Below are 20,100 nucleotides of genomic sequence, written 5' to 3' on the forward strand. Positions count from 1 at the left end.
AAGGAGGGAGTATGGAAGAGACGAAAATAGCAAAGGACAACAGTAAAATGGAAGAAAGTGGAAGCGTATTACAATGGGGACGTCTTTCTCGTTTTAACCATATTATTTGGACGGTATTAGTTGGAACTCTTCTGGCTCGAACTACGTATTTTATGGCTTGGCCATTTCTCATCGTTATTCTTTATCAAGACTTTAATGCCAGTGCAGTTATGGTTGGATCTATTTTAGCTGGTTCAGCGGTAGTGGGATCATTTACTGGATTATATTCAGGTTGGCTATCTGATAAATTTGGTCGTAAATGGGTTATGGTATCTGGGTGTATTATTGCTGCATTTTCGTATTCAGGGATTGGCATTGCGAACTCTATTTTTCAACTGTTTATCTTAGTTGCTATGTGCGGCTTAATGCGACCTATGATAGAGGCACCAGCTAAAGCGGTAATTGGAGATAATTTAGACGATGAAAAGGATAGAGAGCTTGCGCTTAATGTGCGCTATTTTCTCATTAATGTAGGAGGAGCTATTGGTCCTTTGATTGGGATTACTCTAGGCTTAGCTCATCCTAAAGTACTGTTCTTAGTTACGGGGATTACCTATTTAGCTTTCGGCCTTTTTTTGTTTCTCTCTTTTGCTAGAAGTAATAGTGAAACATTACTGTCTAAAAGTACAAGTGATGTAACATCGTTTTTATCAACGATGCGTATTATTAGTAAAGATAAACTCTTTATTAAGCTAATTGCAGCGAACTTAATCATGATGTTTGTGTATGGCCAGTATGAATCGTCTATTCCCCAAGTTATTGTTCGTACCGATATTGTCGATGCGGCTAAGTTTATTAGTGGCTTGGTGTTAGTGAATACATTAACGATTGTGGTGTTGCAATTCCCAATGCTCAAGTTACTTGAAAATGTACCATTATTTACACGCACTCGGATTGGTATGGTGATGATGGCACTAGCTCAAATTGGTTTTTTAATGGTACCGGTTGATTTTCCAGAAGGCTGGTTGATGGCATGTTTTATTTTAAGTGTAGGGGAGGTAATTGCTTTTCCAACTTTGAATGTGCAAATAGATCAATTAGCCCCGAAACATTTACGAGGTAGTTACTTTGGTGCCGCAGCTATTTATGGACTAGGTTTTGCGCTTGCGCCTTTAGTGGGCGGTATTTTGATTCAATTGGGCGGAGCTACACCATTATTTATTGTGTGTTTTATTCTTTCATTAGCTATGATCGGATTATATAAATGGGCGGAGAGGGAGATTTAGTCCTCATAATGATGGCTTAACAACATTGTCGGTTCAATCAGAAATATCTCATAAACTAGCAGTCGCAATATTTTTTGATATTTCAAAACAGACTCCTAAAGTAGATAGATTAATACGAAGCATAATAATAGTATTAATATACTTATTAAATACATTAAAAAATACACCTTATATATTATACTTTTAGCTCTTATGATTAATATATTATAGTTTAAGCCGTTTAGTTGAATGAGCGGCTATTGTTATGATATAGCTTTTATATTGGTATTTTTATGATAAATTTAGCACCATTCATTGTACTGTCGGTGACCTTAATTTCCCAATCTAGGCGTGTTGCAGCTGCATGAGCAATAGCAAGTCCAAGCCCAAAGCCTCCTGTTTTACTGTTTCGACTTTTATCTAGACGAGCAAAGGGCATAAAAACTTCTTTTCGTTTGGTTTCTGGAATACCAGCCCCGTCATCTTCAATTGATATTTCGAGATAGTCATTATGGTTTATTAAGCGTATATCTACGAGAGTATTGGTGTATTTGATGGCATTTTTAATTAAATTATCGACGACTAATCTTGCCATTGTACTGTCGCATCGAATCGTTGGGCTGTTTTGAAGAGTAGAGCTAAGATTGATATGTTTATGAGAGTGAGCTTCAATTCTTAAAGGGATAAAAAGCGTCATGTTGAGATTAGAACAATGTGTTTCATAAAAAGAAGACTCCATTGAGGTTAATTTAGATAACATAATAATCTTGGTTGTTAGGTTATTAATGTCTTCAATATATAAATCAATATCATCATGCAGAGTCGCTTCACTCGGCTTACTTTTTATTCTAAGTAAATCATTTACTAATTGAATACGACTAAGAGGTGTTCGAACTTCATGAGGGATCGCTTGTGCAAATATTTGGCTTTGAATTACTCGACTTTCAATTTCATTAGCCATTTTATTGAAACTGGTTGCAAGATGACCTACAGGTGCTGGTAATGTCTCATCAGCTCTCTCTTGAAGGTTACCATTGCCAAATATTCTTTGTGTTTGCTGGAAGTTATGTGTTTGTTTCTGTAATTGACGTAAAGGGAGATAAATAGAAATACAGAGAACAAAAACAACACAGCCTGTGAGAGCTAAAATGAATATAATTTCAGGATCTTCGTACCAAGGAGTACCATCAGAAAAAAACTCTTCATGTTCACTAAAAACAAAATGATCATTCGTATTTGGAATGGGGAGGATTGTAACGTATAGGTCATTTTTGGTTAAGTAGATAGGGATTGAGTCTAAGTTGAATATTTCTTCGCAAGTATCACATGGAGGGGAACCGTCCCAATTTGAAATTATCTCTAATTTAAAGATGTAAAAAGTCTCTTTTTTTGTCTTCTCTAATTCTTTATATAATGAGTTTTCACTGCCTTTTTGCGCTTGGTATTGTGCTAAAAAATAATGACCATCGTTTAAAAATATTGCCACATCATTTTTTCTAAGGTAATTATCACTAAAGGTAAGAAAAATATATAAAGTAGCAATTAATGAAACAGTAAGGCCAAAATAGAGCCTTGAAAACATTGAGGGCAGTGATTTAAAGTGAAACAAGCATATATCCTTTGTTACGGATGGTACGAATTAAATTGTTTGGCGAGTTATTGGAAATTAATTTTTTCCTTAAACCAGAAATTCTCATGTCGATGGATCTATCATTAAACCCATAATCAATCCCTCTAAATACTTTACAGCACTCTTCTCTTGTAACTACTTGCCCCACATTGTCGATTAATACATGTAATATCTCGAACTCTGCACTGGTTAATTGAAGATCTGAAAGTTTGTACCAAGCGGTTTGTGATTTAATGTCTATAGTGATATTTTGGTGCGTAACCTTAGGTTTTTGGTCATCATTTTTAAGTCGTGTTCGACGAAGTAAAGCTTCAATTCGTGCAAGTAATATGTGCCCTCTAATTGGCTTAGTGACATAATCATCAGCCCCAAACTTAAATAGACTTACTTCACTCATTTCATCATCAGATGCAGTAAGGATTAAAATCATGCCGTTATAGAAACGTCTGGCTTCACGGCAAATATCCGCTCCGCTCATGCCTGGCAGCATAAGGTCCAATAAAATCAAGTCGGGTTTGTATTCTCGTATTGCATCGATTACAGCTAAACCATTATCAATAATATAAGAATCATAGAGTTCAGCTTCCAAATACATTTGAGTAAGACGACCTATTTCAGGATCATCTTCAACAATAAGTATTTTACCTTTAGCCATGTTATTTTCCTCGAGAATGATTTCCGGGCAATTATATATATTGAGAATGGAAAATAAAGGAATTTTTTGATGAAGTTAATGACTCTTCCTTATATTAAATAATATGACAAACGGTATTTATATTTAGGGGTAGGTTCTGAGTATTAAGGTTGTAAAACATAAAAATCAATTTATTATTAATTTCTGTAGGTTTTTTAACATTACTTGGTTTATTTTAACGTATCTAAGTTTGATTATAGTATTACACTAGGGTTTATGTATCAAAGCCTAGTATTTTAAAGATAGTAGTGAGCCTTTAGTCCATCAAAATATAAGAGGATATTAAAGACTCTGTGTTCTTTTCTATTTATATTAAATTTATTATATATGTAATTAGGTAAATGTTATTCTCCATCTTTATATGTATGTGGGCTTTATCACCTTAAATGCAGGTATTACGGAGATAAACTCATTGGAGAAGATTGAAGATATTTGGTTTGATGCGGAAGATAATTTGATTCTTGCAAAAGAGTATGGAAATAATTGTGCGTTTAAAACTAATACGTTGTTTTTTACGTCTTAGTTTTTGTACTTAAATATGTGACAACTGCACTGTGATCAGAGCCCGAAAATTGAGATAAAACCTCACGTTTACAGATGAACAATGATGAAGATTCTGTTGATCTTAACCAAAAATGATCAATGGCAATTTGAGTAAAAGAGGGGATGAATATACCGCTAATTTTTCTTGGCCAACTTTGAACGGGAGCCGTTTGATAATCTTGATAAGTATGCTCAAAACGGGATGTATTCGCTGATAAATTGAAATCACCAATAATCAGAGTGTCGGGATATGGAGAGTAATTAGCTAGGCGTTCTAAACTGTTAATTAAAGCATTCCTTTCATGCCAAAGTTGTTCTGTTCTTGGCGAGGGAGGGTGTGCAGTATATAAGCTAATCGGACGATTTTCACTACTTTGCCATACACCACTTATCATATAATGACCTGCAAGTGTATTGTGTGCTCTTAAGTTAATAGGTTGTTTACTTATTACCATTTGACCACTCGGGTAGCCTATTTTAGGTTTCCCACCAAATTGATAAGGGTACTCATCAATTAGTGCCATTAATTTATCTCCATGCCATGGTGCAGTCTCTTGAAGTACAACAAGATCAATATCATTTTTTCCCAAGTAGTCTAAAAAGGGTGAAAGTTCAGGATTGGTATAATAGAGGTTATATTGAAGTACTTTTAAAGGGTCTTGACAGGAGGCGGTCGTGTATTGTTGCGACGGACTTTGGTATAGCCATAGAGAAGCAAGTATTAAGCAAATAAATGAATAAAGATAGTACCTGCAAAGTAATAATAAAACAAAAGAGAGGCAATAAATTCCGGTGATAATACTAGGAATACCGATGATATTTTCTACCCACCATACCTCAGTAAAACGTGATGCGGCACCCCATAAAACGGTGGGCACCAATAACAATAAAGAAAACCCTATTTTTTTCATTATGCTGTACCCTCCAATAAATGACTTACTTGTTCATATAGTTAAGTATGATATATAAAGTGGTTGAGTGCTGATGATTTTAGATGAATTTATTAGTAATTTTAAAGTGCTATTTATCAATTACATTTAAGGCATAAGCAATAAAACAGTCGATCATAAGTCTATCTTCAGTGGATCTTAAGTTTGATATGTGACACTCGTCTCATTCTTAAAAGATCTGAAGGTATGCTTGTGTTGTCGGAACTGTTCTCAAAATTTAAAAATCAAAAAATAGAGCTGAACATGGTGTCTTTAATCACTATTGTTTCGTTGTATTTTGCTGTTGTGTTTAATTACCCAATTAATGAAAAGATTTATGCGCTTTCTCAAGGTCAGGCAGTCTTTTTGTTTTTGACACCCGCACTTTTAACTTGTGCATTTATCATGATTTTCTCTCTTATTGCTTTTCCTTATGTATTTAAAGGTGTTGTTACGGTATTAGTTATTACATCAGCCATGGCGTTTTATGCCGGGTTGCAGTACAACACCATGTTTGATTATGCCATGATAGAGAATATCTTTGAGACTAATGTGGATGAAGCCTCTTCCTATTTAAGTGGTGCTTCAATTTTATATGTGGTTTTTTTGGGGTTCATGCCGGCGGCACTGCTATTAAGGGTCAAAATTGTACGTCATACATCATGGGCGAAAGAACTTTTTCATCGAGCAACATTAATAAGTATAGCGATTGTAGGCATATTATTAATTTCAGTTTTTTATTTTAAAGATTACGTCTCTATTGGTCGAAATAACTCATACCTTAATAAAATGATTAATCCAGCAGACGCTTTCAATACAGTAAAATATATTAATAATGAGTATTTAACAGCTCCTTTGGATTACATCAAGATTGGTGAAGATGCGGCGCTTATTCCTGCGAAGAATGGTAAGCCAACTCTAATGGTGATGTTAGTGGGTGAAACAGCTCGCGCCCAAAACAGCACTTACAATGGTTATGTAAGAGAAACAAACCCATACACAAAAGATTTAGGACTAATAGCATTTCAGAATGTTAGTTCATGTGGTACTGCAACGGCACACTCATTACCATGCATGTTCTCTAACATGAAGCGTACTAATTACAATAAAGATCGTGCGAATAGCCAAGACGATTTATTGGATGTGTTAACCCATGCGGGTGTAAAAATAGTGTGGATTGACAATGACGGCGGTGATAAAGCGGTAGCTAAAAACATTGAAAAAGAGATGATTACCAATCATGAAAAATCAGCATTATGTAATGGCTCAAGTTGTTATGATGAAATCTTATTAGAGGGATTGGATGAGCGAATTCAACATACCAAAGGCGATCAAATGTATGTGCTGCATATGATTGGTAGCCATGGTCCAACGTATTGGAAGCGTTATCCTGAAAATATGGCAGTATATACACCGGCCTGTAATCGTAGTGATATTGAGAACTGTACAGACAGAGAGATCATCAATGTTTATGATAATACTCTGGTGTATACCGATTATGTTATAGCACAAACGATTAAAAAATTAGAAGCCTATTCAAATAAATACAATGTAGTATTACTGTATATTTCAGATCATGGTGAGTCATTAGGTGAGAATGGTTTATATCTTCATGGTGCGCCATACATGATTGCGCCAAAAGAGCAGACTCATGTGCCTTGGTATATTTGGATGAGTAATGATTACGCAAACCAAAAAGGGCTAGATAAAGCGAGTGTTGTTAAAAAATCGGCAATAGGTGACTACTCTCACGATAACTTATTTCATACCACATTAGGTTTATTTGGTGTGAAAACAAAAGCTAAAGATAACACATTAGATATTATGTTAACTCAAGGACTATAATTGGTCTATTAAGTTGAGAGATGAAATGGGGGGATCATGAGAATGATTTCCCCATTTTTGCTATTATCAGTTTATAAAAAGTAGCTATGGTATAAATAAATGAAGATACTCTTGATTGAAGACTCTGAACATTTGCGACGTAGTTTGGTCGTTGGCTTAAGTAATCTAGGTTTTACGATTGATGAAACTGGAGATGGCTCAGTTGGCTTGTCAATGGCGCTCATTAATGAGTATGATTTTATTATTTTAGATTTGATGTTACCTAACGTTGATGGCATCACGTTATTAAAAAGTATTCGTAAAATGGGCAATGACGTTAAAGTGATTATTTTATCAGCAAAATCACAGCCAGAAGATCGTATTGAGGGTTTGCTTTCAGGTGCGGATGATTATCTAGTAAAACCATTTTCTTTTGATGAACTGCATGCAAGAATTCTAACAGTTGCTCGCAGAGGTACAGTGAAAAATAATGATGATGAGGTAAAGTCAGGTGGTTTTAGGCTCGACCTTGCTAAAAAAGAGTTGGAGTTTAATGGGCAATTAATTGACTTAACGAAAAATGAATACAAAATCATTGAGTGTCTATTCTTATCGAAAAACCAAGTAATGACGACTGAGAATATTAGTAGTTACGTCGTAGGATCATTTGATTCTCTTTCAAAAAATACCATAGAGTCACACCTTTCTTCTGTGCGTAAAAAAGCAAAAGCGTTAGAGGGTGAGTTACCCATTAAAAATAAACGTGGTTTTGGTTATTACTTGGAAAAACGCTCATGTACTCAATAAAAGATAGGTTAGTTAATGCACTGACAGTAATTATTGGTATCATTTTGTTAGTCGTTTTTTTGTCTTTGGATTTTATTTTAGATGCCTGGGTGGATCAGCAGTTTGATGATGCGTTAGTTGAAAAATCAAATTACTTCAAATCTTTGATTGAAATAGAAAATGATGGTATTGAGTTTGAATATCATAAAGGTTTTATGCCTCAGTTTGAGCGACAAGAAAATGCACAATATTTTCAGATATGGACAGAAGAGGGCACCTTTGCTAAATCTAAATCACTTGATTTTTTTGATAATGTAGATTTAGATTACCAAGATGTTATGACTCATGATAGTCAAATCTTCGATATTAAGCTTCCGGATGGCAGTATGGGAAAAGCCATTTCAGCTCGATTTCAGCCACAGCTATCATCCGATGTTAAGCCAAGTGAAATTACTTATATAGAGACTATGTATCTAACTCTGGCCATCTCTAATCAAAGAGTAAGTAATATATTACTTATTGCAGATATATCCCTACTGTTTGTTTTCATTACCGTAATTTTTGGTATTCGATTTGTGGTGATCCGAGTTGTGGATAAAGAGCTTGATTCACTATATCTATTAAATAAAGAAATTTCAGAATTAGATGCGAATACTCAAAAAATAGCAAAAAATCCGCAAGAGAGCAGAGAAATAGCACCTATAAGAAAAGAGCTCAATCGATATATTGAATTGAATATTCAAAATATTGATAATGAAAAGCGGTTGTCTTCTGATATTGCCCATGAGCTTAAAACACCGATTGCAGAACTTATAAGCTTGAGTGAAATGAACATTCGTTTCCCTGATGATATTCGAATCTCAGCAACTTACAAAGAAGATGTACTTTCGATTGCATCTAATATGAAAGATATAGTTAACCAATTAATGATGTTGAATCAGAGTGCATCAGGTTATTACCGCATTGAGAAAAAAGATATTGATATAAATATCTTTGCTGAAAGGATAAGTGCAGAGTTACAATTTAAATACCCTGATATATTTACCCGCTTAACGTTTACTTCATCTTTGGAGTCGTCTTTTATTCATGCTGATAAATTTAGTCTAGAAACTATAGTGAAAAACTTACTGGATAACGCATTATTTTATAGTGCCGAGAATACCGACGTTATTGCTTCTATAAGGTATGACAGTGTTAGTCATATTATGTTAGAGGTTAGAAATACGACAGCGATCAAACTGACACAAGAAAATCTAGATAATCTATTTAAACCACTCTATCAGGCTGATAGTTCACGAACCCACACTGACAGGCATGGCCTAGGCCTTTCGATTGTGAAGAATATCGCGCAATTAAATGGTTATGATATATCAGTTGATTATACGGAAGATCAGTTAATAACGTTTAGAGTTTTGATTTCTCAAGCATAGATATTATTAGTGTTTTTATTATTAAATATAACGACAAAGCTCTGAATAATCATTATTTATACACTATAATCGGGACTAACATAATAAAAATACTCTTTAATGGATAAAGGAAAAAAGATGAAAAAATGGTTGTTATTGCTCAATAGCGTAATACTTTCTTTTGGTGTTAATGCTACGGACACATGGAAAGAGATAGAGCAGAAAGCGAAGGGACAAACTGTATATTTTCATGCTTGGGGGGGCAGCCAAGAGATAAATAACTATCTTCGTTGGGCTGATAAAGAGTTACAGCGTAATTATGGTGTGACTTTAAAGCACGTTAAAGTTGCTGATATTGCAGAAAGTACATCACGCCTGATTGCAGAAAAGACTGTTGGAAAAAATGAAGGCGGTAGCGTGGATATGGTTTGGATTAATGGTGAAAACTTTAAATCCATGAAAAATAATAAGCTATTATTTGGTCCATTTACTGAGAGATTACCGAGTTGGGAGTTTATTAATAAAACTCTACCCGTTGATAGCGATTTTGCAGAGCCAACATTAGGCTTAGAAGCGCCATGGGGTGTAGGTCAACTTGTTTTCATCCATGATAAACAGACTCTAAGCAATCCGCCACAATCTTTTGCTGAACTACTCAGTTATGGCAAGGCGTTTCCAGGCAAAGTAACTTATCCAAAACCACCAGAGTTTCATGGAACCAGCTTTTTAAAAGCGTTATTGATTGAACTGACAGATAATAATCCTCAGTTAATGAAGCCAGTAGAGCAGGCAAATTTTGCTGAAATAACACAACCGCTATGGATATATCTGGACGAGCTTCATCAAAATGCATGGCGCAAAGGAAAGCAGTTCCCATCAGGCACAGCACAATCATTACAACTACTAGATGACGGTCAGATTGATCTTGCTGTGACGTTTAATCCAAATGAAGTGTTTTCAGCACAAGCGAGTGGTAAGTTAGCGGAAACAACGCAAGCTTATGCAATGGAAGCGGGCGCACTATCAAATATTCACTTTTTAGCAATTCCATGGAATGCGTCAGCAAAAGAGGGCGCACAAGTTGCGATTAACTTCTTGCTCAGTCCTGAAGCGCAATCTCGTAAAGGGGATTTAAGTGTGTGGGGTGACCCGTCTGTTGTATCATCACAGTATTTAACTGGCTCAGCAAAAAATACCAAATTATTTAAATCTTTAGCAGAACCACATCCAAGCTGGCAGGTGGCGTTAGAGAAGGAGTGGTTAGTTCGTTACGGAAAATAATTTGAATCTAATCTAATCTAATGAAATGTTCGTTTTGATGGTTAATGTATCCAAACGAACATTTATTTTATAAAAGAATAAATATCTCACATAAGTACCTTGTTACTAATCTTGTCTATAATATCGCTGTTAGCCGAATTTTATTGAGCTATAGAGAAGAACTACCTTAATTTCCTTTTGTTTCTCCCTTTTTTTTAATTATCACCCTACCTGGTCATACCTGTTCGTTTGCTTATTTCATGCTCTAGATCTTCTTTTTGTTATTCTAACACGCATTTTTTGTGCTCGAATGCTCAATTTGGCTTTGCTGACATTTCAATTAATTATAAAAGGAGTACATTTCTCGCTGCTTAACGTGAATGCTGTATAACAATTTTTATAATAATTGAGCCCTTTATCTTGTGTAGTAAACCTGCAATGCAGAGTTTGATGAAGTGAGTTCATAACAAACAAAGGAATGAATTATGACAACTAAAAAACAACACACTCTGTTTGGCGAATGTCTCGCTGAGTTTATAGGAACAGGCTTATTGATCTTCTTTGGTGTTGGCTGTGTTGCTGCACTCGTACTTACTGGAGCTGAGTTTGGTCAATGGGAAGTGAGTATCATTTGGGGCTTTGGTGTCTCGATAGCTATTTATTGTACTGCAGGTGTATCAGGTGCACATATTAATCCAGCAGTAACTATTGCTCTTGCTGCTTTTCATGGATTCAATAAAGCAAAAGTGATTCCATATATTATTTCCCAACTGCTAGGGGCTTTCTGCTCGGCGGCATTGATCTATGCTTTATATAGTAACCTGTTTGCTGATTATGAAATTGCGAATGGTTTTTTACGAAGCAGTGAAGCTGCACTATCAACGGCTGGTATCTTTTCAACTTATCCCCACCCTTCTTTATCGATGCTAGGCGCGTTTGCTGTTGAATTTGTAATTACTGCAGTTCTTATGTTTGGTATTTTAGCATTAGGTGATGAGCATAATGGCGCATCTCGTGGTGCAATGAACCCATTACTTATTGGTATTCTGATTGCGGTTATCGGTGGTTCTCTCTTGGTCCTCTAACTGGCTTTGCAATGAACCCTGCTCGTGATTTTGGACCAAAACTGTTTGCTTACTTAGCTGGTTGGGATTACGCCCTAACAGGAGCAAAAGAAATCCCATACTTTATCGTACCAATCCTAGCGCCAATTGCAGGTGCGTGTTTCGGTGGCTGGGCTTACCCAAAAATGATTGGTGCTTATCTACCAACAGCAGGTCAAGGCTGTACAATTCCGAATCAGTGTGAAACGGAAGAAGAAGTAAAAACAGCTGAAGCTTAATATAATAAATAAAAAACTAACAAGTTTATCCCTACGAGTTAATACATTAAAACTTATATATAAAAGGATTCCATCATGACTGAGCAAAAATACATTGTTGCACTTGACCAAGGAACTACCAGCTCTCGTGCCGTCATTCTTGACCACGACGCGAATATTGTCAGTGTTTCTCAGCGTGAATTCACTCAGATTTATCCTCAAGCAGGATGGGTTGAGCATGATCCACTCGAAATCTACGCAACACAAAGCTCTACGTTAGTTGAAACCTTAGCGAAAGCGGGGATCCGAAGTGATCAAATTGCTGCGATTGGTATTACTAACCAACGTGAAACAACGATTGTTTGGAATAAAGAAACGGGTAAGCCTGTCTATAACGCCATTGTTTGGCAATGTCGTCGTACTGCAGATACGTGTGAAAAACTGAAAGAAGCAGGCCTTGAAGAATACATTCGTGAAAATACAGGTTTAGTTGTTGACCCATATTTCTCAGGTACAAAAATTAAGTGGATTCTTGATAACGTTGAAGGCGCTCGCGAAGACGCAGAAGCGGGTAAATTATTGTTTGGTACAGTAGATACATGGCTTGTGTGGAAAATGACGCAAGGACGTGTTCACGTTACTGATTACACAAATGCTTCTCGTACCATGGTATTCAATATCAATACATTGCAATGGGATGAAAAACTACTAAAAGAGTTAGATATTCCACTTTCAATGATGCCAGAAGTTAAGTCATCATCTGAAGTATATGGTGAAACAAACATTGGTGGTAAAGGCGGTACGCGTATTCCAATTGCTGGGATTGCAGGGGATCAACAAGCAGCACTTTACGGTCAAATGTGTGTTGAACAAGGCCAAGCGAAGAACACCTACGGCACAGGTTGTTTCTTACTAATGAACACCGGTAAAGAAAAAGTAACGTCTCGCAATGGCCTATTAACAACACTAGCGTGCGGACCTCGCGGTGAAGCGTCTTATGCACTTGAAGGTGCGGTATTCATGGGCGGAGCATCGATTCAATGGTTACGTGATGAAATGAAATTACTGGCTGATGCAAAAGACTCTGAATACTTTGCAACTAAAGTTGATTCATCGAATGGCGTATACGTAGTTCCAGCCTTTACAGGTCTTGGTGCTCCATATTGGGATGCGTATGCTCGTGGTACGATTGTTGGATTAACACGTGGTTGTGGCTCTAACCATATTATTCGTGCAACGCTAGAGAGTATTGCTTACCAAACTCGTGATGTTATTGATGCAATGCAAGCGGATTCAGGTATCAAATTATCAGCGCTTCGTGTTGATGGTGGCGCGGTTGCCAATAACTTCTTAATGCAGTTCCAGTCTGATGTATTAGATGTTGCTGTTCATCGTCCACAAGTCACAGAAGTTACCGCTTTAGGTGCTGCTTATCTTGCTGGTTTAGCCGTTGGATTCTGGGGTGGCTTAGATGAATTAGCTGGTAAGGCTGTCATTGACCGTTCGTTTGAACCTCATCATGATGAAGAGAAGCGTAACCAACGTTATCGTGGTTGGAAACGCGCAGTAAAATGTGCACAATCGTGGGCAGAGATGCATGACGAAGAGTAATTAATCTAATTTGATGGTTAAATAAACGAAAGGAGTGCATTTTATGTGCTCCTTTTTCTTTTCCGAACTTTGTTTGATATATATCACGCATATTTACGTCAAAAATTTCATTCCTTATATTTTCTTTAGTACACTGATTTGAGTTGAAAAATATAAGTCATTGATTGATCGAAATTAGGGGAGTAATTCGTGAAGCAATTATCAAGACACCAAGAAATAGTAAACCTTGTGCAACAACATGGATATGTTAGTACCGAAGATTTAGTGGAGCAATTCAAAGTCAGCCCACAGACCATTCGCCGTGATTTAAACGAACTGGCAGATGAGAATAAAATCCGTCGCCATCATGGTGGTGCAACTATTCCATTAAGCTCGGTTAATACAGAATACACCACCCGTAAAGTAATGCAGTTGAATGAGAAAGATACGATTGCAGAAGCGTTAGCGAAACATATCCCAGATGGTGCAACCCTATTTATTGATATTGGTACTACGCCAGAATCTGTAGCAAAGGCACTGGTTAAAAACCATAAAGATTTACGTGTGGTAACGAACAACATCAACGTAGCTATGATCTTAATGGCAAATCCAGATTTTAAAGTTATCCTTGCTGGTGGTGAAGTCCGAAATCGTGATGGTGGAATTGTAGGCGAAGCAACGCTCGATTTCATTAAGCAGTTCCGTTTAGATTTTGGTATCTTGGGGATCAGTGGTATTGATTATGATGGTTCACTATTGGATTTTGATTATCATGAAGTTCGAGTGAAAAAAGCGATTATTGAGAATAGTCGTAGTGTTTACCTTGCGGTTGATCATACAAAATTTGGTCGTAATGCAATGGTGAACTTAGGTAATATTAGTGAACTGCAAATGATTATTACCGATCAAGAGCCACCAGAAGAGATCGTCGCAATTCTAAAAGATAATGAAGTCCCTTATGAAGTAATTTCAAAGTAGCGCTCACTTCTAATAAATAAAAAATCCCTGTTCTTGACTAAGATCAGGGATTTTTTGTATCTGTATCACACTAAATGTTCGAAATCGAAAATAAAAAGTGACTAAAAACGAAAGTTAAGATATCGTATCTTTATCGTAATTAATGTTCGTTCGCTCATTGTTGGGCATTTGAGGTCACTACTATGAATAATGAAAACCAAACACACACAACTTGCGCTGTTTTAGATTTAATTGTAGTTGGTGGTGGTATTAATGGGGCCGGTGTTGCTGCTGATGCTGCTGGTCGAGGACTAACTGTTGGCTTATATGAAGCATCTGACTTTGCTTCTGCAACATCATCAGCAAGCTCAAAGTTAATTCACGGTGGTTTGCGCTATTTAGAACATTATGAGTTTCGTTTAGTCTCTGAAGCACTTGCTGAACGTGAAGTGTTATTAGCTAAAGCGCCACATATTGCAAAGCCAATGCGTTTTCGTTTACCTCATCGCCCATTCTTACGACCTGCATGGATGATCCGTGCTGGTCTGTTCCTTTACGATAATCTAGGTAAACGTACAACTCTTCCTGCAAGTCATTCAGTTAACCTTGCTGCATCAGGTTTATTAAAGCCTGAAATGACTAAAGGTTTTGAATATTCAGACTGTTGGGTTGATGATGCTCGTTTGGTGATCCTAAATGCAATGGCTGCAGAGAAAAACGGCGCAGAAGTAAAGAATTATTGTCGTGTTGAAAAAGCCACTCGTGTTGATGATATTTGGCATGTGACTATTTTTGATGAGCAAACAAACACGCGTTTTGAGCGAAAAGCCAAGGCACTTGTTAATGCGGCGGGGCCATGGGTTAAACAGTTCTTTGATGACAGCTTAGAAGATGAGTCCCCTCGTAATATCCGCTTGGTAAAAGGCTCACATATTGTCGTGCCAAAAATTCATGATGAAGAGCAAGCGTATATTCTACAAAATAAAGATAACCGAATTGTGTTTGTAATTCCTTACATGGAAGACTTTTCAATCATAGGCACCACAGATGTTGAGTACAAAGGCGATCCGAGAAAAGTAGAAATTTCAGAAGATGAAGTTAACTATTTAATTGATGTTGTAAATCAACATTTTGTTGAACAAATAGAGCGTGATGATGTGGTATGGACTTACAGTGGCGTGCGTCCATTGTGTGATGATGAGTCTGATTCACCTCAAGCGATTACTCGTGATTACACTCTAGAGTTAGAGCAAGAGTTAGACCAAGCGCCTTTATTGTCTATTTTTGGTGGAAAGCTAACAACGTATAGAAAACTGGGTGAAACAGCAATGAAGATGCTGACTCCTTACTTTTCTAAAATGGGAACCCCATGGACAAGAAATGTAGCATTACCAGGTGGCGATTTTGATTATCCGCGAACGCAATTGGTTAGTAATATTTGTAGTCAACATTCATGGTTGTCAGAGAAAACAGCAACACGATATGTAAATCAATTTGGTACATTAGTCTGGACATTATTGGAAAATATAAACTCTGAAACTGATATGGGGCGTGTATTTTCTGAAGGGGTATATCAAGCTGAGATTGATTATTTGATCAATCATGAATTCTCTCAAAAAGCTGAAGATATCTTATGGCGAAGAACTAAACTTGGTTTATATTTGACTCAAGAGCAGCAAGCTGAAGTTACTCAATATATGATTGAGAAATTAGGAACAAAAAAGAGAGCTATACTTGCTCAAGTAAGCTAAACGATAAAGCGACCCTCAAATAATCTTTATTATGAAATAACCCCCAATGTTGGATAATCAACTGTGGGGGTTATAAGATTTTAGTACTAACTAAAACATAAATTGGTATAAAAATCCTGCACTTACTGCCATACCCAAGATCACGATTAAGAATGCCGCAATCATTTGGTTTTTGAAGATAGATTTAAGTAAAATTACTTCGGTTAAACTTGCCCCTGCACTACCAATAATTAATGCCATTACCGCTCCAAGGCTCATACCTTTTGCTGCTAATGCTGCACTTAGTGGAATGACCGCTTCTGCACGAATATACAAAGGAATACCAATCACGGCTGCTACTGGGATAGCAAATGGGTTATTTTCACTTGCGATACGAGCAACAAATTCTGTTGGCATAAAGCCGTAGATCATCGAGCCAAGTGCGATACCACCAATCAAATAAGGCAATACTTTTTTAAAATCGGTCCAGGTACTGTTCCAAATTTTGATCCATTTACTTTGAGGTGCTTTTTTTGTGCCGCCACAAGTTGAACCACAACACTTTGGTTCAGGTGCGAGATACGCAGTTTCTTTTACGTATTTTTCAAAGCCCAGTTTTTCTAACGTGTAGCCTGCAATGATTGAAACGCCCATCGCAATCGTAAAGTAGAACACGGTAACTTTAAGTCCAAAGGTCACTGCAAATAGACCAATAATAATTGGGTTAAGCAGTGGACTTGCAAATAAGAATACCATCATCGTGCCAAAGCCTGCTTTTGCTCGTAATAGACCTTTCAAAAAAGGAATGGTTGAGCATGAGCAAAATGGCGTAATTGCACCTAATAAACCAGCCACAATATAGCCACGGCCATTTTTACCACTTAGGATACTTTGGATCTTTGCTGGTGGAATGTATTCCTGTAAGACGCCAACAAGGTAGCTAATCAATAAGAATAGTACGGTTAACTCAGCCGCTAAGAAAGCGAACATATTTAAGGTGTCCATCACCATGTCTTGTGTAATTGTAAACATAATCTAAATCTCTATATTTCTGGAATAGTCGAAATATATACTTAAGGATTAGTATGATCAAGTTATTTCTAGTATTATCGAAATATAAATTTAAAGAGGATTAAACTATGGACATCGAGATTGTCGCTAAAGCATTGAAAGAGCTAGGTCACCCTACCCGTTTAGCTATTTATAAAAGTGTAGTGAGAGCGGGTTACCAAGGAATTGCGGTTGGTGGGCTTCAAGATAAATTGGATATTCCGGGATCTACGTTGTCTCATCATGTATCAGGTTTAGCGTCTGCGGGGCTAATTTCACAACGTCGTGAAGGCCGTACTCTTTTTTGTGTGGCTGAATATGAAAAACTAACCTCAGTGATTGGTTTCTTACAAGATGAATGCTGCTTTGATGAAGCGTGTGAAGAAGAGGAACAATAAAATGAATGTATATACGCAATTTGATAGCCCAATAGGGATGATCACCGTTAATGGCAATGATGAAGGACTCCTTGGCGTTTGGTATGAAAGCCACGCAAGGGTACTTAGTGATTTTGGAGTGCAAGCTGATGATCATCCTATATTGAAGCTTACTGTTAGCCAATTAAAAGAATACTTTAATGGTGACCGTCGTGAGTTTTCTATCCCACTAGCTGCGAATGGTACTGAATTTCAAAATAAAGTATGGAAGGCTTTAACGGCAATCCCATATGGTGAAACTTGGTGTTATAAAGATCTCGCTATTGCAGTGGGTAACCCAAAAGCTTCTCAAGCAGTGGGCGGCGCTAATGGTAAAAATCCAATTTCAATTATTGTTCCATGCCATCGTGTTATTGGTAAAAATGGTAGCTTAACTGGTTATGCCGGAGGCATTGATATTAAACAGGCATTATTAGAATTAGAAGCGAAATCGTAAGCCTAGATTGCTGTAATACCTATAATAACGAGTGATTATTTTATTATTAACGTGGTAATTAACCTTCTAGCTCCTACACTTACCTTGTAAGGGGGCGCTATGGACGATATTAATAATAAATGCAGCTATCAAAACCTTGAAGGGTGGCAGTGCGATCAAACGTGTGGTGAGTCTGGTCTTTGCTATTGGCATGATCCTGGGGTTGATAAAAGCAAGGATGATATAAAACATCAGGTTGAAGCGTGGGCGAAATCCGGCAAGCCTCTAGATGGTTTTCAGTTAGCGAAAACTGATCTTCAGGATATCGACTTAGTAAATCGAGGTTGTAAGCAAGGGTTTCAGTGCCACGGAGCCGATTTTTATCGTGCTGATTTAAGTGATGCTCATTTCTTCGGTTTAGACCTACGTGGCACGTCTTTAATGAAGGCTAAGTTGATTAATGCCAATTTGCATTGTGCTCAGTTAGAAAATTGTAATTTGCTAGGCGCGGACCTGACTCGGGCTCGTTTAGAGAATGTCGATTGGGGTGGGTGTTTAAAACAAGAGATAGAAGTGATCAATGAGATTAAAAGTAGAGATAAGAGACTGAGTGTTGCGTTGTGCCAAGAAGCTGAAGAAGTATGTCGAAATATTAGAAAGCAGTGTGAAAAACAAGGGCTGTTTGAAACCGCAGGAACGTTTTTCAAAAAAGAAATGCGCTATCGTCGTTATCAAATGCCGCTATTTAGTTCTAAGCGTATCATATCTAAATGTGTCGACCTTTTTTGTGGCTATGGTGAATCCCCATTACGTGTTGTGATGTTTTCTTTTGTGATCATTTTCGCCTCTGCAATGGCTTATTTTTTGTTAGATACGACATCAAGTAATCCCATCTATGCAGGTATTACAGGTTGGAAATTTTACATTTTTGAATTTTTCAACGCTATTTATTTCAGTGTGGTGACGTTTACTACTTTGGGTTACGGTGATATATCCCCGGTAGGTGTCGCTCGATTTATAGCTGCGTTTGAAGCTTTTCTTGGTAGCTTTACCATGGCTCTATTTGTTGTGGTGTTCGTAAAGAAAATGACTCGTTAACTGTCACTTTAATCCTTCTTTTTCTAAGGTAATATAGCATTGATTTATTAAATTAACGTTAAGCCGCCAATTTTGAGTTTCTTTATAGGTGGCTTTTTAACTTATTCCTTCAATATTTCATTGCTTCGTTTTTGAGCTAAAAGATGCGGGGTATTTCTAAGTATTAACTTGGGTTCTAAAAGAAACTCTGTCTGTTGTATTTCTTGTTTATTGAGAGCATCAAGCATTAATTCAAAGCCACGAAGGGCAATTTGATGCATCGGTTGGTGAACACTAGAAAAGCCGAGTGATTGTGCAATAAAGGTGTCATCAAAACCAACTATCTCGACCTGTTTAGTTAGATTAGTGTTATTAAGCAGGTTATACACATGGCTCGCTGAAATATCATCAGAGCAGAAGAGTGCTTCCAATGGTGTATCTGAGCTTAGTATGTGGTTTTGTACGAACTCTTTCAAAGACTCTATTGTATAAGGCGTGAGAATACGTTCCTCGATAAGATCTCTGCCTTTACTTAATAAGGTATTTTGAAAGCCAATAAAACGGTCAGATTGCTGGTTAGTACTGCCAATAAACCCAATACGTCGATAACCTTGCTTAATAAAGTGCTCTGCGACTAAATTACCCCCCTGCTTATGGTGTGTTCCAATGCTCAAGCAGAGTGGTGAAGTTACCGTTAATAGAATAATAGGAAAGGAAGCGTTCTGAAGAGGACGAATATGTTGATCTTTTAACGAGCGAGGAATAAGAAATACCCCATCCACATTATGATGTTTACACTCCTCTAAAAAAGTCTGCTCAAGCTTTAAATTATTACGACTATTGAACAACAGAATACTGCGCCCGTGCTTATAAGCTTCCTCTTCTAATACATCAATCAATTTAGCGAAAAACGGATTACTCATATTACGTACAATCACACCAAATAGCTTGGTTGCTTTCTTTTTCTTAGGCTCTGGTTTTTGGTAATTAAATTTAGCAATAGCAGCTTCTACTGAGTGTCGTGCGGCGTCAGATACCTTGCCATTGTTATTGATCACTCTTGATACCGTAGCGATAGAAACGCCTGAATATTTTGCAATGTCTCTGATGGTCATTTTCTATCTCTTAAAAGGCGATTTGGTGGTGGCGCTCATCATACGATTATTTGTGTAACAAGTTTTTGTGTTACATCACATAAATTTAG

Annotated in this window: 16 protein-coding genes and 1 pseudogene; 12 read left to right on the forward strand and 5 right to left on the reverse strand. The window is 37.0% G+C overall.

What is annotated here, in order from left to right:
• The first annotated feature begins 11 nt into the window (after positions 1-11).
• The gene (locus ACU5DF_RS06555; RefSeq protein WP_446712263.1) at positions 12-1,265 is read left to right on the forward strand and encodes an MDR family MFS transporter; all 1,254 of its coding nucleotides are present in this window, start codon (positions 12-14) and stop codon (positions 1,263-1,265) included.
• Between the two features lie 256 nt (positions 1,266-1,521).
• Here the strand turns inward: ACU5DF_RS06555 and ACU5DF_RS06560 are convergent, their stop codons facing one another.
• From ACU5DF_RS06560 to ACU5DF_RS06570, 3 genes are all read right to left on the reverse strand, one after another.
• Positions 1,522-2,853: an ATP-binding protein gene (locus ACU5DF_RS06560; protein WP_446712264.1), complete on the reverse strand. Its 1,332-nt coding sequence runs from the start codon at positions 2,851-2,853 to the stop codon at positions 1,522-1,524.
• On the reverse strand, positions 2,840-3,529 hold the full coding sequence (locus ACU5DF_RS06565; RefSeq protein ID WP_446712265.1) for a response regulator transcription factor: 690 nt from the start codon (positions 3,527-3,529) through the stop codon (positions 2,840-2,842). The genes ACU5DF_RS06560 and ACU5DF_RS06565 overlap by 14 nt, the downstream gene beginning before the upstream one ends.
• 551 nt (positions 3,530-4,080) lie before the next feature.
• On the reverse strand, positions 4,081-5,022 hold the full coding sequence (locus ACU5DF_RS06570) for an endonuclease/exonuclease/phosphatase family protein (protein WP_446712266.1): 942 nt from the start codon (positions 5,020-5,022) through the stop codon (positions 4,081-4,083).
• A 225-nt stretch (positions 5,023-5,247) separates the two neighbouring features.
• Here ACU5DF_RS06570 and ACU5DF_RS06575 point away from each other — a divergent pair, with 225 nt between their 5' ends.
• The 8 genes and pseudogenes from ACU5DF_RS06575 to glpD all read left to right on the forward strand — a co-directional run bounded on the left by ACU5DF_RS06575 (position 5,248) and on the right by glpD (position 15,938).
• On the forward strand, positions 5,248-6,885 hold the full coding sequence (locus tag ACU5DF_RS06575) for a phosphoethanolamine transferase (protein WP_446712267.1): 1,638 nt from the start codon (positions 5,248-5,250) through the stop codon (positions 6,883-6,885).
• 99 nt (positions 6,886-6,984) lie between these two features.
• Entirely contained in the window at positions 6,985-7,671 is a 687-nt protein-coding gene (locus ACU5DF_RS06580) for a response regulator transcription factor (protein WP_446712268.1), read from the forward strand.
• Positions 7,659-9,080 carry a sensor histidine kinase gene (locus ACU5DF_RS06585; RefSeq protein WP_446712269.1) on the forward strand — a complete coding sequence of 474 codons (1,422 nt, stop codon included), beginning with the start codon at positions 7,659-7,661 and terminating at the stop codon, positions 9,078-9,080. The genes ACU5DF_RS06580 and ACU5DF_RS06585 overlap by 13 nt, the downstream gene beginning before the upstream one ends.
• 117 nt (positions 9,081-9,197) lie before the next feature.
• A complete protein-coding gene (locus ACU5DF_RS06590) occupies positions 9,198-10,340 on the forward strand; it encodes an ABC transporter substrate-binding protein (RefSeq protein WP_045104302.1) in 1,143 nt (380 codons plus the stop codon).
• Between the two features lie 464 nt (positions 10,341-10,804).
• A pseudogene (locus ACU5DF_RS06595) lies at positions 10,805-11,661 on the forward strand (MIP/aquaporin family protein).
• Positions 11,662-11,736: 75 nt separating this feature from the next.
• On the forward strand, positions 11,737-13,251 hold the full coding sequence (gene glpK / locus ACU5DF_RS06600; RefSeq protein ID WP_045104300.1) for a glycerol kinase GlpK: 1,515 nt from the start codon (positions 11,737-11,739) through the stop codon (positions 13,249-13,251).
• Between the two features lie 189 nt (positions 13,252-13,440).
• Complete coding sequence (locus ACU5DF_RS06605; RefSeq protein WP_045104299.1) at positions 13,441-14,208, forward strand: DeoR/GlpR family transcriptional regulator; 768 nt, start codon at positions 13,441-13,443, stop codon at positions 14,206-14,208.
• Between the two features lie 182 nt (positions 14,209-14,390).
• On the forward strand, positions 14,391-15,938 hold the full coding sequence (glpD, locus tag ACU5DF_RS06610; RefSeq protein ID WP_446712270.1) for a glycerol-3-phosphate dehydrogenase: 1,548 nt from the start codon (positions 14,391-14,393) through the stop codon (positions 15,936-15,938).
• 90 nt (positions 15,939-16,028) lie between these two features.
• Here the strand turns inward: glpD and ACU5DF_RS06615 are convergent, their stop codons facing one another.
• Positions 16,029-16,949, reverse strand: coding sequence for a permease (locus ACU5DF_RS06615; RefSeq protein ID WP_446712271.1), 921 nt, complete (start codon positions 16,947-16,949; stop codon positions 16,029-16,031).
• Positions 16,950-17,056: 107 nt separating this feature from the next.
• Here ACU5DF_RS06615 and ACU5DF_RS06620 point away from each other — a divergent pair, with 107 nt between their 5' ends.
• The 3 genes from ACU5DF_RS06620 (at position 17,057) to ACU5DF_RS06630 (ending at position 18,917) form a co-directional block, all read left to right on the forward strand.
• The gene (locus ACU5DF_RS06620) at positions 17,057-17,365 is read left to right on the forward strand and encodes an ArsR/SmtB family transcription factor (RefSeq protein WP_446712272.1); all 309 of its coding nucleotides are present in this window, start codon (positions 17,057-17,059) and stop codon (positions 17,363-17,365) included.
• A gap of 1 nt (position 17,366) precedes the next feature.
• The gene (locus ACU5DF_RS06625; RefSeq protein WP_446712273.1) at positions 17,367-17,840 is read left to right on the forward strand and encodes a methylated-DNA--[protein]-cysteine S-methyltransferase; all 474 of its coding nucleotides are present in this window, start codon (positions 17,367-17,369) and stop codon (positions 17,838-17,840) included.
• A gap of 99 nt (positions 17,841-17,939) precedes the next feature.
• Positions 17,940-18,917 carry a pentapeptide repeat-containing protein gene (locus tag ACU5DF_RS06630; protein ID WP_446712274.1) on the forward strand — a complete coding sequence of 326 codons (978 nt, stop codon included), beginning with the start codon at positions 17,940-17,942 and terminating at the stop codon, positions 18,915-18,917.
• A gap of 101 nt (positions 18,918-19,018) precedes the next feature.
• Here ACU5DF_RS06630 and ACU5DF_RS06635 read toward each other — a convergent pair whose 3' ends face one another.
• On the reverse strand, positions 19,019-20,011 hold the full coding sequence (locus ACU5DF_RS06635) for a LacI family DNA-binding transcriptional regulator (RefSeq protein WP_446712275.1): 993 nt from the start codon (positions 20,009-20,011) through the stop codon (positions 19,019-19,021).
• Between the last annotated feature and the right edge of the window lie 89 nt (positions 20,012-20,100).

The organism is Aliivibrio wodanis (assembly GCF_052920805.1).

Coding starts and splice junctions, on each gene's coding strand:
- ACU5DF_RS06555 (WP_446712263.1), top strand. CDS start 12: ATGGAAGAGACGAAAATAGCAAAGGACAACAGTAAAATGGAAGAAAGT.
- ACU5DF_RS06565 (WP_446712265.1), bottom strand. CDS start 3,529: ATGGCTAAAGGTAAAATACTTATTGTTGAAGATGATCCTGAAATAGGT.
- ACU5DF_RS06570 (WP_446712266.1), bottom strand. CDS start 5,022: ATGAAAAAAATAGGGTTTTCTTTATTGTTATTGGTGCCCACCGTTTTA.
- ACU5DF_RS06575 (WP_446712267.1), top strand. CDS start 5,248: ATGCTTGTGTTGTCGGAACTGTTCTCAAAATTTAAAAATCAAAAAATA.
- ACU5DF_RS06580 (WP_446712268.1), top strand. CDS start 6,985: ATGAAGATACTCTTGATTGAAGACTCTGAACATTTGCGACGTAGTTTG.
- ACU5DF_RS06585 (WP_446712269.1), top strand. CDS start 7,659: ATGTACTCAATAAAAGATAGGTTAGTTAATGCACTGACAGTAATTATT.
- ACU5DF_RS06590 (WP_045104302.1), top strand. CDS start 9,198: ATGAAAAAATGGTTGTTATTGCTCAATAGCGTAATACTTTCTTTTGGT.
- glpK (WP_045104300.1), top strand. CDS start 11,737: ATGACTGAGCAAAAATACATTGTTGCACTTGACCAAGGAACTACCAGC.
- glpD (WP_446712270.1), top strand. CDS start 14,391: ATGAATAATGAAAACCAAACACACACAACTTGCGCTGTTTTAGATTTA.
- ACU5DF_RS06615 (WP_446712271.1), bottom strand. CDS start 16,949: ATGTTTACAATTACACAAGACATGGTGATGGACACCTTAAATATGTTC.
- ACU5DF_RS06620 (WP_446712272.1), top strand. CDS start 17,057: ATGGACATCGAGATTGTCGCTAAAGCATTGAAAGAGCTAGGTCACCCT.
- ACU5DF_RS06625 (WP_446712273.1), top strand. CDS start 17,367: ATGAATGTATATACGCAATTTGATAGCCCAATAGGGATGATCACCGTT.
- ACU5DF_RS06630 (WP_446712274.1), top strand. CDS start 17,940: ATGGACGATATTAATAATAAATGCAGCTATCAAAACCTTGAAGGGTGG.
- ACU5DF_RS06635 (WP_446712275.1), bottom strand. CDS start 20,011: ATGACCATCAGAGACATTGCAAAATATTCAGGCGTTTCTATCGCTACG.